Genomic DNA, 16,846 nt, shown 5'->3' on the forward strand with positions numbered 1-16,846 from the left:
GGCGGGCGGTGGTGAGCAGCGGGAGGGGACGGTCAGGACGAGTGGTCGGGCTGGGCGGGCCGGGCATCGTTGTCGGCCGGCCGACCCTGTCGGGCGGTCAGGCCCGGTCGGGGGTACGGGGGTGGCGCTGTCCAGGCAGCGGGGTGTTGCCGTACTGGCGGGCCTGGAGCAGGTAGGCGGTGCGGTAGCTGCCGCGCCCGGGCCGGTCCGGGTCCGGCTCGTTGCCCATGAGCTGGTCGTGGGTACCCTGTTCGACGAGCTCGCCGCCGTCGAGGACGTAGATCAGGTCGGCGGCGGCGCTGGCGGCCAGGCGGTGGGTGATCAGGACCACCGTCATGCCGCGTGCGGCCAGTGAGCGGATGCGGTCGAATGCGGCGATCTCGGCGGCCGGGTCGAGCGCGGAGGTCGGCTCGTCGGCGATCACCAGGTGCGGGGGCCTCGCGCCGGGGCCGATGGTGGAGAACCGGAAGGCCGAGCGGGCGGTTCCGATCCTCTGCCACTGGCCGCCGGACAGCTCGACGCCGCCGGTGAAGCCCTTGGCCGCCATGGTGTCCCAGCCGTTCGGCTGCTCTCAGCAGGGGTTCGAGACCGGCGAAGTCGGCCGCGCCCTGGAGGGCCTGGCCGTCCTCGGCGTGTTCGGGGCGCCCGGCCGTGGTGTTGGCCCGGATGGTGAAGGGCCAGCGGACGAAGTCCTGGGCGAACAGGACGCAGGAGGCGAACAGCTGGCGGCGGTCGGCGGTGCGGGTGTCCACGTCGTCCCACAGGATCCGGCCCTCGTCGGGCTGGTAGAGGCCGACGAGGAGCTTGGCGAGGGTGCTCTTGCCGGCGCCGTTGACGCCGACCAGGGCCACGACCTTGCCGCGTGGGATGACCAGGGACACGCTGCTCAGAGACGGTGAGGTGCGACCGGGGTAGGTGAACGTCACCTTCTCCAGGCGGATCTCGGCGGGCCGCTGCGGCAGGTCCGCACCCCCGGCGGGGATGGCCCGCTCGCCGGCGGCCGTACCGAGCCGCTCGAGGTCCCGTACGTACAGCGACTCCTCGAACATGCGGTTCACGCCGGTCAGCAGCGTTCCAACGGTCGCCGCACCGCTGCGGATGCCGACGATGACGGTGACCGCGCCGGCCATCGGCAGCCGGTGGGAGAGCACGAGCCAGCCCAGGAGCGCGAAGGTGGCCAGCGAGGCGGCGCCGGACGCCGCGGAGGCGCCGGCCGAGGTCGCGGCCGCGGCCCCGGCCAGACGCCGACGCTCCCGCTCGGAGGTGCGCGCCATCTCCTCGTAGCACTCCAGCAGCCACCGGCCCACCCCGTGCACCCGCAACTCGGCTGCGTTCTGCGGGGCGGTGACCTGCTGACAGATCAAGTTGGAGGCGCGGGCGTGCTGGAGCCAGGCCATCACCGAGGCGTGCCGGCGCCGGGCGGTGCGCACCGCACCCCAGGCCCGGGGCAGCGCGATCAGCACCAGCATCGGCAGCAGTGCCACGTTCAGGGACAGGATCACCCCGGCGGTCGCCGTCATGGTCAGCACGGCACCCAGCACGGAAACGGCCTCGCTGATCAGGCGCCGCACCGAGTCCGCACCGAACCGCGCACTCTCCAGGGTCCGCGCGAACTCCGCGTCCTCCAGGGCGGCGAGCTCGACCGAGTCGGCGTGCCGCAGCAGCGTCAGGGTGGTGATCCGCTCGACCTGGGGCTCCAGGACCGCCGCCGCCCACGTGGAGGCCGACGACAGCCAACTCGCCGCGCCGGTCGCCGCACCCGCGACCAGCAGCGGAACCAGCGCGCGGTGCAGACTCCGCGTGACGGTAGCGCCGGCCAGCAGCTCGGCCAGCACCCGGTTGGTCGCCACCAGCGCAACCGCGGCGAAGGCTGCGCGGCCGACCTCGGCGCACACCACGCCGACCAGGGCCCGCCGGTCGGCCCGCCAGGCCAGACGCCAGGCAAGGACCAGCATGGCCGGGATCTGCCGGGCGACGCGGCGCAGCGTGGCGTCAGCGGCGGCGCTCTCGTGCCGGGTGAACCCGAAGTCGTAGCCGAACCTGGCCCCGAACAAGCGGAGTTCGCTGGCCGAGGGCTGGATGTCGGGTCGGGGCTTGCGGCGTGGCCAGATCACTGGGCGCTCCAGAACTCGTCGAAGGGCACGGGCAAGACAGCGGGGCACCCGCCGACCCGGGCGGCGGCCGGGCACACCGGCCTCCTCCGGCCGCGTCACACCGGCTCGGCGGCGAGGCGATCACGGAACACCCGCGGTGCGCCGGCGAGGCCACGATCACAGCGGCAGCACCCAGTTCAGGCCCGGGCCGCCGATGACGCGCTGCTCCTGGTCGGTCAGCTCCAACCGGTAGGCGTCCGGCCGGCCGGCAGCGGCCCAGCGCTCGTGGACGTCCTCGGCGAGTTGCCACAGGGCGCGCGGGCCCCACTCGGTGACGGTGGCGCCGTCCGGGGCGATGTGGGCGCGCGACCCGTCGGTGCCCACGAGCACCACATCCTCACCTCCGGCCGGGCTCCAGAAGCGGCGCACCCCGGGCAGCAGGTGGCCGACCGCGACCCAGAAGCCGCGCTCGGTGTGCGGGGGCGGCGCCAGGACGGCCGTGCGCGTGGCGACGCCGACTGAGCATTGCCCGGGTACCGGCAGCCAGCCGGAGCCTCGGGCCGGGACGTGCCCCCACAGGTCGGCGGTCAGCGTGCCCGAGAAAGCACCGCCCCTGTCATGTTCGACGAGGGCGGTGGCGTGCCAGCCGGGCGCGCCGGGGTTGATGGTCGTGCGCAGCAGACCGCCCGGCGCCAGACGGCGCAGCCAGCCGGCCGGGACGGCGGGCACGGCGAAACCGGCGGCGATCTTGTCCCAGGTGCCGTCGGGCAGGCCGCGCAGTGCGTCGCGGGCCAGCAGCCGCACGTCGGCGCCGATCTCCCGGAGCCTGGGCGTGGCCTGGCGCACCAGGTCGCGGTCGCACTCGACGCCGGTGACCTGGCGCCCGGTCAGGCGGTGGGCGGCCGCGGACAGGTAGCCCGTGCACGCCCCCAGTTCGAGGAACCGGTCGCCTGCGGAGACCTTCAGGTCCTGCAGGGTGCGGGCAAGGAGCCCGGCGCCGGAGCTCTGGGCGCGGGGCCGGCCGGTGTAGACGCCGCCAACCGTGTGCTCGGCGGCCGGCTGGTCGGCGAGTTGGACGACCACCTGATCCATGGAGTGGACGAGCGCCCGGTACGCGGCCCGGTCCCCGTCGGCGTCCAGCAGCCGCCAGCGCTCCGTCGGCCGCTCCTCGCCCAGCGGTAGGTAGGCACGCGGGATGAGGTGGTGGCGCGGCACGGCGGCCATCGCCGCGACGACCGCCGGGTCGTGGACCCCGGGCTCCGCGGCCAAAGCGAGCGCGAAACCGCTGGGTACTGGGTCGACGGTGGTGGCGTCCGCGGGCGCGGGCGGCCCCTCGACGGCACACAGGTCAGGTGCTGTGCTTCTCGGCGTAGCGCTCACCCAGGTCTCCCCTCAGCGGTGTGGCGGTGGTCAGGAACGCACGATGTGGGCCGGGACACCGCTGCGCACCGCGTCCAGCACGGCGCGCGTCAGGGCGTGGTCGTGGGCTCCGGTCCCGTCCGTGAGCTGCGCCTCGGAGAGAGTGACGACCTCGTCGTGCTCGCGCGGGTCGAGCCGGATCGCGGCGAGCTGCGCGGCCGTGAGCGCCGGCGCCGCGTGAATGAACCCGATCTTCGTCGGCCAACCGGCCCGGGGCCCCTCGACGACGGTGGCCACCAGCGGCAGCAGTTCCGGGTCCGGCGAGTACCGAAGGCCGGTCTCCTCGAAAGTCTCGCGCACCGCGGTGTGCAGTGGGTTCGGGTCGGTGAAGTCGGCGTCCCCGCCAGGAAATTGAAGTCCCTTGGCGGGGTTGGTGGAGCGCAGCAGGACCACCTTGCCCTCGGCGGTGGTGAGGAAGAGGTCGGCCCACATCGTGGCGGCGGGGATGCCGGCCAGGTAGGCGGGCAGGGGGAGGTAGCCGGGGCAGGGCTTGGGCTGGGCGGCATGCCGGCCGATCAGGTCCCGCTCGTGCTCGGCGAGCCGGTCGGGAAGGTCGGCGGGCAGCACCCACCGGTGCGCATCGTGCTCGGCACTGAGGACGATGTCCTGCGGGTGGTCGAGGGTGGCGGCGAAGGCGAACTCGCGCACCCGCCGGCCGCGGATGTTGTCGTAGTCGCTGTAGCCGAGGTAGGCCGTGACCCGCGCCCCGGCGATGCCGGTCTCCTCGGCCAGTTCGCGCCGCGCGGCCACCAGGGGGCTCTCGCCCTCCTCGATGCCGCCACCGGGCAACTCCCACAGCCCGCCCAGCAGCGCGGTGGCCGCCCGGCGCACCAGCAGAACCTCGGCCCGGTGGTTGACGAGCAGGACCGCGGTGGCCAGGCGCTGCGCGCCGGCGGCCCGGGCTTCGGCGAGCAGGTCGAACGGTGGCTGGTCGGTCATCGGGCGCTCCAGGTCAGCGGGGTCGGGCCGGCGGGGTCCCGGTAGCCGAGCGAGCGGTACAGCTCCTCGGCGTCCGGGGACGCGGTGAGATTGATCTGTCCGCAGCCGTGGGCGGTCAGCCAGTCGTGCACGGCCGCGACGACCCGCCGGGCGTGGCCCTGGCGGCGGTGGGCGGGGTCGGTCGCGACGGAGGCGATGTGCCCGACGTACGGTCCTTGACCGGGCCTGGGCATGTGGTCGGTGCACTGAGCCACCGCGCAGGACAGCAGGCGGGTGCCGTCGTCGATGACGAACGCGGCGAACCGCTCGTCACCGGCGAGCCGGTCGGCGAACCACCGCTCGCACTCGCCCGACCACTCCCGCTCGGGAACAGTGCCGGCGGAAGCGAGCATGACCAGGCGCAGCCGGGTCAGCTCACCCGCGTCCGACGGTACCGCCCGCCGCAGGCCTGCCCCGGCGGTCGCGGCCGGTCGGTGAGGTGGGCGCGGTGCGGGTGGTCGGACGGCCGCACTGTCCCGGGTCTGCGCGGCGTGGGCGAGCAGCAGGTCGCGCGTCGAAGTGCGCAGCCGCAACCGGTGCAGCATGTCCGGGGTGAACCAGCGCAGCAGGACGCCCTCGGTCAGGCCCACCGCATCCGGGTCGCCGGCCCAGCGGGCGGTGTAGACCTGGACGGGCACACACAGACCGTCGGCGCCGATGACCTGCTCCACGACGAGTGGCTCCAGTGCACCCAGTTCGAGACCGGGGGCCTCCTCGGTGAGCTCGCCCCGCAGCGTGTCCTCCAGCGTGCGGTCCTGTGGCTCGCGGCCACCGCCGAGCAGACTGAACTCACCCGGGGCCCAGATGTGGTCGAACGCATCGCGCAGGTGCAGGAGGTAGCGGCCGTTGCCGTCGTGGATCAGCACGGAGGCGTTCACCGGTTCCGGCCGCCCGTCCAGGCCCGCGGGGCTCAGCTTGGCGCGCAGCGACGGGGAGGTGACCTGCTCGAAGGGGCGCCACTCGCAGCCGGTGACCTCCTCCGCATGGAGCGCCGTTTCGGGTGTTGCCGCGTCGGCGAGGTAGAAGGCGAACCGGAAGTCGTAGTGCTGGTGGGTGCGTTCGCCCTTGTCGGGGTTCGGGTCGATGTCGTTCAGGTCGATGTCGACGGGCTGGGCGAGGAGCTGTGGGACCAGGCACAGCGCCTCGGGCGGGATGCCGGCCTCCTCGGTGACTTCCCGCATTGCGGTGGCCAGCAGGCTGGTGTCGGATTCCTCGCCGTGGCCGCCGGGGCAGAGCGTCAGCCCGGTGACCTTGTGGTGGATGTGCAGGACCTGCTGTTCGCGGTTGATGACGACGGCGCTGCAGGTGATGTGTGCGGGCAGCGTCGTGCGGCTGGTCGGCGCAGGCTCGGAGGCCAGCATGGCGAGCAGCGGTTCGAGCTTGGCGCGTTCGGTGGGGTGGCGGGCCAGGTAGGCGCGGGTGACGGCGGCGATGGTGGCGGCGGACGGCGGCAAGCGGGGCTCCTTCAGAACCGGGGGACGAGGACGGGTACGGCTATCGGTGGGCGTGGTGGGCTCAGGCGGTTGGGTCTTCGAGGGCGTGGTTCCACGTGTCCAGGGGGTCGGGGTCTAGGAGCGGGGCGACTGGGGTGGCCAGGTACTCGTGTTCGACGAGGTAGAGGGCGGAGGTGCAAGAGTTCGCTCAGGTGGTGGTGGACCTCTTCCTGGGTGGCGTTGTCCTTGTGGAGGAGTCGGCGGGCGAGGAGCTTGGTGTTCCATACGTCCAGGCCGACGGCGGACGGATTGCGGGAGGCACGGGAGGCGATGATGTCCGCGGTGTAGGGGCCGACGCCTTTGATCTTGGAGCTCAAGCGTTTGCCTCCTTGCACGTCTCGCTGATCATCAAGTCGAGGGTTCTCGCCACAGCTCCTCAAGGCAGGAACAGCGCGCGGTATGCGGAGCCACCGAAGCGGCAGGCGGCGGAAGCTCAAGTTGGCAGCCCAGATGCAGAGTTGGGCCGGATTTGCGGTCGAAGGGTGTCTGATGATGACGCTGATCGAGTCCGGCGTTCAAGCGGGTCACCTCTGGGCGAGCCCGGGTCGAACGGGGAGTTTTCGAGCACCTTGGCGGCGCGGCCGAGAGCGTCCTCCAGCCGGTCGTGAACAGGCGTTGGCATGGTGGTGGAACCCAGTGCGCAGGCGGCGAGAGCCTGTTCGAGCGCGGTCGCCCGGCCGGGTTCGAGGTGGTCGCGGGCGCCGTGCTGGGTGAGGAGGTCGCGCAGCGCGTAGCCGTCGCCGGATTCACTCGTTCGATTGGTCAGGTGTCCGAGCAGGTTTCGGGCCGCGGGCGTGCCGGGGTCGGCGGCATCGAGCGCGGTCAGGGCGAGGCGGGTGGTGAAGACGGTCAGGCCCTTGTTTGGTTCGAAGATGAGACAGTGGCCGATGGCGGCGTCGGCGGCGTGTCGTTCACCGGGTCGGCACAGCGCGGTGAGCACTGCGGTGACGGCGTCCTCCCAGGGGTCGCCCGGCTCGGTGTCCTCCGGAAGCGTGAGGGCGCCGGCCAGGTCACCGGTGGTGGCGGCGAGGATGGCGGTCCGGCGGCCGTCGAGGATGCGCCGGCCGATGCCGCGATGTTCCTCGATGTGGCGCAAGGCATCGCTCCAGCGGCCGGCGGAGGTGAGGGCGTGGGTGCCGTCGGCGATGACGACCCGCCACAGCCACTGGCGGACTTCGGTGCGCTGCTTGTCGGTTTCGGTGAGGCGCGCCAGGGGTGGCGGCGAGGTCATCCGGATCCGGGCGGCCGGCGCGACCGCGAGTCTGGTGCTCGATGGCCAGGACGTTGCTGATCACGTCAGGTCCTTCGAACTGCGGCACACCGCTGGGCAGTTCCCCGAACTCCTGCTGATGCGCCCGACCGCCAACCCGGAGCGGGAAGGCACCGCGTGCGTCGTCGTGACCGAAGCGTTGGATTCGGGCCCGGCCGCGGCCGCGTTCCTGTGAGCCCTCGACCCGGGCGAGGCCAGCACCGTGGAAGTCACACGGACCACCCGCCGCGACGAGGTCACTCTGTCCTGACCGGTGTAGGGGAACAGCTACCCGAGGCTCTCCGCGACGTGGATGAGTTCCTCGTCCGAAAGCCGTGGGGGGCCGCCGGTGGTGACGATGAAGGTGTAGGTCCCGTCGGACCATGTCAGTGAACGGGGCGCGCCAGGAGAACCCTGCTGCGTGATGGTCGCGGGGTGGCCCTTGATGCTGGCGGCCCGGCCAGCCGGTGGTGTGCTGTTCCGGAGAGTCTGGCTGATGACCAGGGACCCCTGTTCAGGCTCTGTTCCCAGTCGGTATCCGCTCGCCCAGGCCGGGGTGTCGGTCGGGATCGGGTCCAGGCCGGGCAGGTAGACCATCCTGCCTGCAGGGAAGGGGTAGTAGTTCTCCGGCAGGGACGCGGGCCGGAGAAGGTTGCGCTCATCGAAGTGGACGACGGGCTTGCCTGCGGCGTCGTTGAGTGCCCTGGTCCCGAGCGGGGGATGTGGTACGTCCCGATCTCCCAGACCCTCGCCGACATGGGATGGGTCCTGAGGACAAGCAACCCATGAGCATGAGCCGCTCCTGAAGCAGCACCCCCGGTGCCGAGCACTCTCTGGTGACGGGTTGCAGTAGCAAGGTGTGGGGGAAGCTGGAACGCGGATCCGTATGTCCGTTGCGGTTCCCACGCTCGTGCCATGACCCACGCCCCCGGGGGCGAGGGAGCGCGCCACGGTCGGGCCCGGACACCGGGGCCCGACCGTGCCGTCTTGGGTGACACGTAGCCGGTCGGCGCCAGGTCGAATCGCGGGCGACCTCCGGGCCGGCCGTTGCTCCTGTGCGGAGCTCGCTGCTTCGCTGGTCCTACCGGGAAGTCGGCGGACGGAGGTCCGAGTTGGACATCGGGGGCGCGAGTGCGCTCGGCGTCGCGGTCGTCGGCGTCGTCGGGACACTGCTGTCCGCGCTGCTGACGCAGCGCGCGGCGGACGGCGGGAGGCGGCGCGAGCAGGAGCGCGCCGAGGAGGTGGCGGAGCAACATCGACGGGAGCACGAACTGCGTTCGTGCTACGTCGCGTTGAACGCGGCGGCCCGGCAGTACCTGGCCGCCCTCACCGACCAGGTGCACGCACTGGGCCGCGACGCGGACCTCCCGGTGGCCCGGCAGCGGCTCGCCGAGGCGCGCGACCATTACCGCGAGGTGTACGCCGAGGCGCAGTTGCGGGTGCCCGAGCAGGTCCTGGACCTCGCCGGCCCGTTCAGCCGAGACGTGGGCGAGCTCTACGGCATGGTCCGTCGCCTCGACGCCGGCGCGCCCCGGGCCGGCGACTCGCCGGCCGCCGTGCGGCAGGGCATCGACGCCCGGTGGGCCGGGCTGCGCCGGGTGCGGGACGAGATGCGGGCCCAACTGGGCGTGTCCCGGGCGGATTCCGGGTGTTGAGCAGGCCGGTCGTGGGATTCGGCCACCGTCGGGCCGAGCGCCCGGCATAGTGGCGGGTAGTCACGGGGGAAGTCATGGATCCGGAGAGGCGGGGAGCCGGTGGGCGACGTGGAGGACGGCGGCGTACAGGGGCTGCGTGCCTGGGTCGCGGACGCGGAGGAGCGGGTCAGGCGGTTGGTTCCCGCTCTCCGGGGCGGTGAGGCGCCATCGCGGCGGGAGTGCGACGCGTCCATCGGCGAACTCGAACAGCTGGCTCCGCTGTTGGACCACGATCCCGCGCTGCGCAGCGCGGCGAGCATGTGGTTGGGCGCCGCGCTGACCCTGCGATGGAACGCCGGCGGGTTGCGGGCAGACCGGGAGCGCGCGGAGTCCCTGCTGCGGGAGGTGCGGGACCCTGCCACGGTGCTGGGTGCGGCTGTGAGCGTCGAGCACCGCAGGTGGGCGGCGTTCTTCCTCGCGGACCTGATCTCGCCCCTGCAGTCCCAGCCCGGGCTGGGGTCGGTACCCGACCTCTCGGCCTACGTGGAGTGGATGCAGCGGGTGGGACCGGCCGGGATGACGAGTGTCGCCCAGGAGTTCCACGAGCTGATCAAGGAGATCGTGGACCTCCCGCTGCCGCCGGAACACCGCGAATTTCTGGGCCGGATGCAGCAGGGGATCGCGGCTCCGAGCGCGGCCGGGATCCACGACCTCCTGGCGAGCATGATTCCGGACGGAGATCCCTTCTCGGACCAGCTGCGTCAGTTGCTGGACAGGATGTTCGGAACGGCGGCTGCCCCCAACCCGACCAGGGATCCGGTCCCGGATCCGAGTCCCGGACCTGTTCCGGACCCGGCGACCGTCCTCGATCCCGACGCCCTTCGCCGCATCGTCGCCGGCCTGGATGCCGTCCGCGCCACCAGCTACGGCCTCGACGAGGCGCTGAACAGTACCGACCCCCACCGGGCGCTCAACCACCTGCTCGGCCGGTTGAGCGAGGTCCAGGACCACCAGCCTCCCGGCCTCGACCAGTCCCACCACCTGGAAGGGCTCCGGGCGCTGCTGCTCAACGTCGGTGCCGGCGTCGGTGGCACGCTCCAGGACCGGGAGGAGGGCCGCCGACACATGGCGGCGATCCGGAACAGCCTGGGGAAGATGGCGGGCTCCCTGCCGCCCGGCATCGGAGACCCGGCCGTCCTGGGTCGGGTGATGGACCTGTACCACCGGATCATGGACGTCGGGGAGACCGGGGACGCCGAGCACGACGCAGGGGTGGCGCGCGGCCTGGTGACCGAGGCCGAGCAACTGGCGGAGGAGGTCCCGGACGGCCTCTTCCGGGGAGTGGTCGAGCTGACGCTCGGTGCCGCGCGGGCCAAACTCGGCATGGTCGTCTGGGATCGGGAGTTGCTCCTGGACGGTCTGGCCGTCATGGAAGGCGGGATGTCCACGGTGAAGGAGACCGGGGCGCCGTTCGGCACGGAGATCCCGATCCCCACCGCCCCGGACTTCGACCTCCTGCGGGACGCCCTCACCGACACCCCGCCGACGCCGGTGCGGGAGTACGAGGCCCCGCCGCCGAACGCCTCGACGGACGAGGTCTACAACGCCGCGCTCGCACTGGCCCTCCGATACGGCCTGACCCGCGACCGGAGCGTTCTCGACCGCCTGATCGAGGAACTGGAGCGGGTCCGGGAGGGCATCCGCGAGGGCCGGGCCCCGCGGATCGCCGCCGAGGCACTGTGGCAGTTGGCCGGGGCGTACCGGGTGCGCGCGGTCGAGAACGAGGACGTGTCGGACACCAGGGCGCTGGACGCCGCGAAGGAGGCGCTGACCGCGCTCGCCGCGGACGTCCTCCTGCAGAGCGGTGCCGAGCACGGGCTGGTGGCCGCCCGGGCCGGGGCCAGCCGGGGTGTCCAGGCCGCGCTGTGGGCCGGCTCCCAAGGGATGCTCCACGAGGCGGTGGCCGCACTGGAGTTGGGGCGCGCGCTGGTGCTGCACGCGGCGTCCACCTCCTCGGCCGTCTCGGAACTCCTGGAGCAGCGCGGGCACCACGAGATCGCCGACGCCTGGCGAGCGGCCACCGCGACGGCGGACGGCGTGAGCCGCGCCGGTGGAGTCCCCGGCGAACTGCCCAGCGCCCTGCGCCGCCGGGCGCTCCAGGCGCTCGGCTACCGGGAGGAGGGCGGCCTGCTCGCCGCCCCCACGCTGAGCGAACTCTCGGACGGGCTCGCGGACAGCGGCGCGGACGCGCTGCTGTACCTGGTGCCCGGCGGCGAGATCGGTCCCGGGATCGTCATCGCGGTGGGCCCGCAACTCGGGGCCGGGATGGGCGTCCTGGAGCAACTCTCCCAGGCCGAGAGCGGCCCGCTGGAGAGCTACCTGGACGCCGCCGCAGCGCACGAAGCTTTTGTACGCGAGACCCAGGAGGAGCACCCCGACCTGCGGCAGGCCTGGGAGGACGCGCTCGCCGCGCTCTGCGACTGGGCCTGCGCGGTGCTCGGCCCGGTCCTGGCCGGCCTGGACAAGCGGCTGGAGGCCGAGGGCCGGCCGCTGCGGATCGTCCTCGTGCCGTGCGGGCGCCTCGGCATCGTGCCCTGGCACGCGGGCCGCTTCCCCGGCGAGCCTCCACACGAGTACCTCTGCCAGGCCGCGGTGATGAGCTACGCCGCTTCGGGCAGCCAGTTCCTGCGCTCGGCGCGACGCGCGCCCCGGCCGCCGGCGGCCGCGCCCGTCCTGCTCGCCGACCCGGGCCAGACCTTGATGGACGCCGAGGTCGAGGTGTTGGCCCTGCGGGACTCCTTCTACCCGCAGGCCCGGGTGTGTGGGGAGGTCTCGGACCTGGCCGAGGACGAACTGGCTCCGGGCACGCCCGAGGCCGTCCTCGGGTACCTCGCCGACGGGGTCTCGGTGCTCCACCTGGCCGCGCACGGCTCGGCAGGAACGAACCCCATGGCCTCGGCCCTTCACCTGGAGGGCTCCGATGCCCCGGATCCCCGCCCGGGCCGGCTCACGGTCACCCGGCTGCTCGACCGCCTCGATGCCCAACACGGCAACGACGACGGCCCGTTGGTCGTGCTGAGCGCCTGCCAGACCGACCTGTCGACCCGCGACCACGACGAGGCGCTCACCCTCACCACGGGCTTCTGCGCGGCCGGTGCGCGGGACGTCGTCGGCTCCCGGTGGGCCGCCTCCGACGGTGCATCCGCGCTGCTCATGGCGGTGTTCCACCATTACCTGAACGTCGACCGGCTCAGCCCCGTCGACGCACTGCGGGCCGCCCAGCTGTGGATGCTCGACCCAAACCGGCAGCCCCCGAGCTCGCTGCACGAGGAGCTGATCTGCGAGCTGCGGCGCCCGGGCCTGGACCGGATCGCGTACTGGGCCGCCTTCATCCACCAGGGCCACCCCGGTCCGTCCGGGCACGGGGACACGAACGACCCGAAGGAAGGGAGGAATGCGTGAATGAGGACGGTACCGGCGAGGGCCGCGAGCGGGCGACGGAGCGACTGCTCGGTCTGATCCGCGAACACCGGGACAGCATCCGCGCACAACTCGGCGAGGAGGGGTACGCGGTCCTGCTGAGTCGACTGGAGGCGCTCGCTGCCGTGACCGCGGACGACGACCGGGGACGGCGCAGCGCGCTCCAGGGCGTCCGGAGGGCCCTGCGGCCGCTGTCGTTCGACCACCCGGTGCGGGCCGCGTTGGAATCCTCGCGGCTGGTCGCCGCGCCGCCCGTACCGGCGGACGTGGACGTGGCCCGGGAGCTGCTGGCCTGGCTGTCAGCGCCAACGCCTGCTTCGGAGCCGGAGCCGGAGCCGGAGTTCGACCAGGCGCCCCCCGGTGAGACCAGGCCGGGCCACCTGCTGCTCGACGCGCTGGCTCTCTCGGCGCAGGAGGCCCAGGACCGCTGCGGCGGCCCGCCGCCGCCCGAGCTGATCCGGGTGCCGGGCTCCCCGGAAGGCGCGCGCTACCCGCGCTTCCAGTTCCCCGTGGGCAGCGGCGCACCGTACGGGGTCGTCCTGGAGGTCAACCGGCTGCTGCTCGCGGAGATCGACCCCTGGGGCGCCGGGAGTTGGTGGCTCAGCGACAACAGCTGGCTCGGCGGCGCACCCGCCTCGCTGCTCGGCCGCCTGCCCGACCACCAGTTGGTCGGGGCGGCTGCGCAACTGGTGGAGGGGGAATGATGAGCGAGCGTCCCTTCGACCCGACCGGATTCTTCCCCAGGACCACGACGACGCTGCGGCCCAACCTCACCACGATCCCGGCTGGCACCGAGCTGTGGCGGGTGCACAAGTCCGTCTATGCGCCCGACCAGTTCAACGACAAGCTCTCGGACATCCACTTCGGTGGGGGCCGTTTCGAGGGCACTGTGCTCGATCCGTATCACTATCTCTACCTGGCGGCGACACCGCTCACGGCCCTCGCCGAGAGCATGCTGCGTTCCGTGCCCTATGGCGGGAACGGCACGAGAGGGGTCCTCTACGCCGTGGCCGAGGGGCGCTCGCTGAGCTGCCTGCGCTCCCGGTGCGACCTCACACTGGTGCGCCTGCAAACCGGCGCCGACCTGGCCGCCGTCTGCCAGGAGACACTCCTCGACGACGAGCGCAACTACGCCGTGTCACGGCGCTGGTCGAGCGAGATCCGGGCGCAGGCACCGGAGGCACAGGGCCTGCTCTGGGACTCCCGGCGCAACCGGCGCGAGGACGTCCTGATGCTCTACCGCGACCGCGTCGAGCACTGTGAGGGCGGCCCGTTGGAGGTGGTGCCGGACCGGGGCATCACCGACCTCGGCTCCCCGGAGGGCCTCAAGCAGGTCAACGAACTGCTCAAGCCCCTTCGAGCGGAGGTCTCGACGCCCGTGGGGTGGTGAACAGGGCCGCACGCGCAGAGGTGATCGACCACAACTTGTGCGTGCTCGACGGGTGATGCCATCGTGGGCGCATGGCATCACCCGTTCCTGATCCCGGGTCACTTGTGCAGGAACTCAAGGAAGTCCGGCGGGCCGGGCTCGTTCGCCTGCGCGGGCGCACGCTGCCCGCCCTGGAGTCAGCCGCCGAGGCCACTGTCGCCGCTGCCGCCCGGACCCCCGGCGCGGCCGTCGAGGCGCTGCTGCGGTTGGCGGTCTCCCGGCTGGACGCCGGGACGCTGCGCACCGCCGCCGAGTACACCCTGGGCCTGGCGCAGGGCACCCGGGACTGGCCGGCCTCCGACCGTCGGGCGCGGGCGGCCGGGGTGTACGGGGTGAGCGTGGAGCGGTTCCGTAAGGACCACGAGGTGATGGTCCTGGAGCAGGTCGCCGAGCACATCCTGCGCCTCGCCGCGGAGCCGGGCCCCGCCCTCGCGAGGGCGAGCGCCGGTACCCACCGGACGGTCCACGTCACCGCCGGCGGGCGGCCGGTGGCGCTCACCCTGCACGTCCACCCGGTGGACCTGCTGCGCGAGGTGGACGTGGTCGTCTCTCCCTCGAACGTGTACTTCGCGCTGCCCGAGCCGTACAAGTCCTCGATCGCCGCCTCGCTGCGCCGGGCGGCCGCTCGGCGCGGGGTGACCGGTGACGTGCTGGCGGACCCGCTGCACGAGGAGTTACGTGCCTGGGCGGCCGGACGCGGGGTGGCGGGGCGTTCCGTGCTGCCCGGCACGGTGGCGGCCACCGGCGCAGGGGCCTTGGCGGAGCGGGGAGTTCGCCGGATTTACCACGCGGCGGTGGCCGTCCCCCGGGCCGGGACCAACGACTACGACGTGCTGCCCTCCGATGTCACCCGGGCCGTCTCCCGGGCGTTCGCGCTGCTCGCCGAGGAACGCGAGCGGTTCGACCCGCCGCTGCGCTCGGTGTGTCTCCCGCTGCTCGGCTCGGGGCGCGGCGGCCTGTCGTACGAGGCCGGCCTCGCCGCCGTGTGGGCCGCCGTGGAGGCAGAGTTGGCGAGCGGGGAGCTGTGGGACGTGCACTTCGTGGTGCGCACGCCCGAGGCCGCGGCACTCGTGGAGCGCATTCCGGCCGGGATCCGCCCCGCACGCGACCGGCGGACGACCGGCTGATCCGGTGCAATGGAAGGGCGCGCAAGCAAGGAACGGGGGCACGCCACCGCGATCCACGGGGGTGATCGCGGTTGCGCGCGCAGGCGGTCCGATGGAAAGGTGATCGCCTCCCGGACGCCGCGTCCGGAAGCTTTAGTTGACGGATGGTCACACGGGGGCGTGGATGGCTGAGGGGATGGACGAGTGGGCCCGCGGGGCGGAGGGGCGGACCGTGACCTGGCCCGCGCCGGACACCTTCGTCCTGGTCGAGGGCGTCTTGCTGCGGATGCTCCCGGAGGCTCCCGCGACCCCGAGCGGAACGGAGGTCGTCGTCGGCCTCGACGAGACGAACAGTCGGCTGGTCGCCCGCCCCGCCGGCCGGAACGGGGCAGAGCGCGGATGAGCAGCACGTACGACTTCGGCCCCGCCGAGGGCTACCACGAGCGGCAGCCCGTCGTGCTGCTCCTCGACACCTCGGCCTCGATGGGCCGCCCGGCCGAGCAGCCCCGGATCGACGCGCTCAACGACGCGCTGGCGCGCTGGTTCGACGGGGAGCGCACGACCCCGCGGCTGCGCGCCCGGGTGGAGGTCTGCCTGGTCGCCTTCGACTCGTGGGTGAGGGTCTTCGACGTCGGCCGGGGTGAGCTGGTGCCGGTCGAACAGGCCGCGCCGGAGCGGCTGTTCGTGCCGGTGGACCGGATGCGCCCGCCCCGGCTGGCGGCTTCCGGACTGACCCGGCTGACCGACGCCGTCGAGACGGCCCTGGAGCTGGCCGGCGCCCGCTACCGGAGGCTCCAGCAGCAGCACGTCCCGGTGCGGCGGCCGTTCCTGTGGGTGCTCACCGACGGCGCCCCGAGCGACGCCCAGGGCAACCGGATGGAGCCGGCCGCCCTCGCGGACATCGCCCGCCGGGTGCGCCTGGGCGAGGAGCGCGGCGAGTTCGTGCTGCAGGCGATCGGGGTGCGCGGCGCCGACCTGGAGCTGCTGCAGGTGCTCGCCCCCAAGGCGGCGCTGATGCTGGAGGAGCTGAGCTTCGGGCAGATCCTGGACCTGCTGTTCCAGAGTTCGGACCGGATCACGCCCGACCGGACCGCCGAGGACATCCACCGTGAGGTGCGGCAGTACAACGACAAGCTCGAACGCATGCGGCGGCTAGAGGAGCAGCACCGGTGATCGTCGCGGGCGCCGTCGTCCAGGGCACCGGGCACCTGGCGGCCGGGCGGGGATGCCAGGACGCCTTCAAGGCCGCCGACCTGGGCGAGGCGGTGGTGCTGGCCGTGGCCGACGGCGCGGGCAGCCGGGAGCGCAGCGCGCTGGGCGCCCACCTCGCCGTCGACGCGGCCTGCCGGGTGCTGGCCGAGGGAGTGCCCGCTGCCGAGGACGCCCCGGAAGCCTGGACCGGGTGGGCGGCGGCCGGCGGGGCTCGGCTGGTCGCCGAGTACCTGGGCGCCGCGCAGGCCGTGCTCGGCGCGACCACCGGGGAGGTGGCCGACGTCGGGGCGCTGGCCGCCACCGTCGCCGCCGCCGTGGTGCGCCCGCCCTGGGTCGCCTTCGTGTCGGTCGGCGACTGCTTCGGCACCGTCCTCACCCGGGAGCCCGGGGCCGCCGAGCGCTGCCACCTGGTGCTGCCGCCGCCCACCCCCGGCGGCCCCGGGCCGGTGTTCCTCTCCTCGCCCGGCGCCGCGCTGCGGGTGCGCACCTTCGTGGTCTGGGAGCCGGAGCTGAGCGGCGTCGTCATCGCCACCGACGGCTGCGCCGCCCTGAGTCTGGACCACCCCGACGTCCACGGGCTGCCCCCGGAGGCCGGCCCGGTGCCCGCGACGCGGTTCTTCTGCGGGCTCGCCGCCACCCTGCGCGCCAACGGCGGTGACGCCGAGCCGCTGCGCGCGCTGCTCTCCGGCCCCGCGGCGGCCCGTACCGGCGACGATCTGACGGTGCTGTGCGCCGTGCTGGACGGGCGGTGAG

General features: G+C 73.4%; 15 protein-coding genes. 9 read left to right on the forward strand and 6 right to left on the reverse strand.

Annotated elements, in window-relative coordinates:
• Positions 1 to 32 precede the first annotated feature (32 nt).
• From ACFVWU_RS18515 to ACFVWU_RS18535, 5 genes are all read right to left on the reverse strand, one after another.
• Positions 33 to 2,114 carry an ATP-binding cassette domain-containing protein gene (locus ACFVWU_RS18515; protein WP_387621805.1) on the reverse strand — a complete coding sequence of 694 codons (2,082 nt, stop codon included), beginning with the start codon at positions 2,112 to 2,114 and terminating at the stop codon, positions 33 to 35.
• Between the two features lie 156 nt (positions 2,115 to 2,270).
• Entirely contained in the window at positions 2,271 to 3,473 is a 1,203-nt protein-coding gene (locus ACFVWU_RS18520; RefSeq protein ID WP_387621808.1) for a protein-L-isoaspartate O-methyltransferase, read from the reverse strand.
• Positions 3,474 to 3,503: 30 nt separating this feature from the next.
• Positions 3,504 to 4,451: an NUDIX domain-containing protein gene (locus ACFVWU_RS18525; RefSeq protein WP_387621810.1), complete on the reverse strand. Its 948-nt coding sequence runs from the start codon at positions 4,449 to 4,451 to the stop codon at positions 3,504 to 3,506.
• Entirely contained in the window at positions 4,448 to 5,944 is a 1,497-nt protein-coding gene (locus ACFVWU_RS18530; RefSeq protein ID WP_387621813.1) for a GNAT family N-acetyltransferase, read from the reverse strand. The genes ACFVWU_RS18525 and ACFVWU_RS18530 overlap by 4 nt, the downstream gene beginning before the upstream one ends.
• A gap of 472 nt (positions 5,945 to 6,416) precedes the next feature.
• Positions 6,417 to 7,214, reverse strand: coding sequence for a hypothetical protein (locus tag ACFVWU_RS18535; RefSeq protein ID WP_387621816.1), 798 nt, complete (start codon positions 7,212 to 7,214; stop codon positions 6,417 to 6,419).
• 34 nt (positions 7,215 to 7,248) lie between these two features.
• Here ACFVWU_RS18535 and ACFVWU_RS18540 point away from each other — a divergent pair, with 34 nt between their 5' ends.
• Positions 7,249 to 7,428, forward strand: a complete 180-nt coding sequence (locus ACFVWU_RS18540; RefSeq protein ID WP_387621819.1) for a hypothetical protein — start codon at positions 7,249 to 7,251, stop codon at positions 7,426 to 7,428.
• A gap of 92 nt (positions 7,429 to 7,520) precedes the next feature.
• Here the strand turns inward: ACFVWU_RS18540 and ACFVWU_RS18545 are convergent, their stop codons facing one another.
• Positions 7,521 to 7,829, reverse strand: a complete 309-nt coding sequence (locus tag ACFVWU_RS18545) for a hypothetical protein (protein ID WP_387621821.1) — start codon at positions 7,827 to 7,829, stop codon at positions 7,521 to 7,523.
• A gap of 515 nt (positions 7,830 to 8,344) precedes the next feature.
• Between ACFVWU_RS18545 and ACFVWU_RS18550 the strand changes: the two genes are divergently transcribed.
• The 8 genes from ACFVWU_RS18550 (at position 8,345) to ACFVWU_RS18585 (ending at position 16,845) form a co-directional block, all read left to right on the forward strand.
• Positions 8,345 to 8,887, forward strand: coding sequence for a hypothetical protein (locus tag ACFVWU_RS18550; RefSeq protein WP_387621824.1), 543 nt, complete (start codon positions 8,345 to 8,347; stop codon positions 8,885 to 8,887).
• 99 nt (positions 8,888 to 8,986) lie between these two features.
• Complete coding sequence (locus ACFVWU_RS18555; protein ID WP_387621827.1) at positions 8,987 to 12,328, forward strand: CHAT domain-containing protein; 3,342 nt, start codon at positions 8,987 to 8,989, stop codon at positions 12,326 to 12,328.
• A complete protein-coding gene (locus tag ACFVWU_RS18560) occupies positions 12,325 to 13,050 on the forward strand; it encodes a hypothetical protein (RefSeq protein ID WP_387621830.1) in 726 nt (241 codons plus the stop codon). Before ACFVWU_RS18555 ends, ACFVWU_RS18560 begins: the two co-directional genes overlap by 4 nt.
• The gene (locus tag ACFVWU_RS18565) at positions 13,050 to 13,736 is read left to right on the forward strand and encodes an RES family NAD+ phosphorylase (RefSeq protein WP_387621832.1); all 687 of its coding nucleotides are present in this window, start codon (positions 13,050 to 13,052) and stop codon (positions 13,734 to 13,736) included. Before ACFVWU_RS18560 ends, ACFVWU_RS18565 begins: the two co-directional genes overlap by 1 nt.
• A gap of 71 nt (positions 13,737 to 13,807) precedes the next feature.
• Positions 13,808 to 14,902: a hypothetical protein gene (locus ACFVWU_RS18570; protein WP_387621834.1), complete on the forward strand. Its 1,095-nt coding sequence runs from the start codon at positions 13,808 to 13,810 to the stop codon at positions 14,900 to 14,902.
• A gap of 163 nt (positions 14,903 to 15,065) precedes the next feature.
• Positions 15,066 to 15,284 carry a hypothetical protein gene (locus ACFVWU_RS18575; RefSeq protein WP_387621837.1) on the forward strand — a complete coding sequence of 73 codons (219 nt, stop codon included), beginning with the start codon at positions 15,066 to 15,068 and terminating at the stop codon, positions 15,282 to 15,284.
• Positions 15,281 to 16,054: a hypothetical protein gene (locus ACFVWU_RS18580; RefSeq protein WP_387621840.1), complete on the forward strand. Its 774-nt coding sequence runs from the start codon at positions 15,281 to 15,283 to the stop codon at positions 16,052 to 16,054. The genes ACFVWU_RS18575 and ACFVWU_RS18580 overlap by 4 nt, the downstream gene beginning before the upstream one ends.
• Positions 16,051 to 16,845, forward strand: coding sequence for a protein phosphatase 2C domain-containing protein (locus ACFVWU_RS18585; protein ID WP_387621843.1), 795 nt, complete (start codon positions 16,051 to 16,053; stop codon positions 16,843 to 16,845). Before ACFVWU_RS18580 ends, ACFVWU_RS18585 begins: the two co-directional genes overlap by 4 nt.
• Position 16,846: the final 1 nt, after the last annotated feature.

Source organism: Kitasatospora sp. NPDC058190 (genome assembly GCF_042883685.1).
Taxonomy (GTDB): domain Bacteria; phylum Actinomycetota; class Actinomycetes; order Streptomycetales; family Streptomycetaceae; genus Kitasatospora.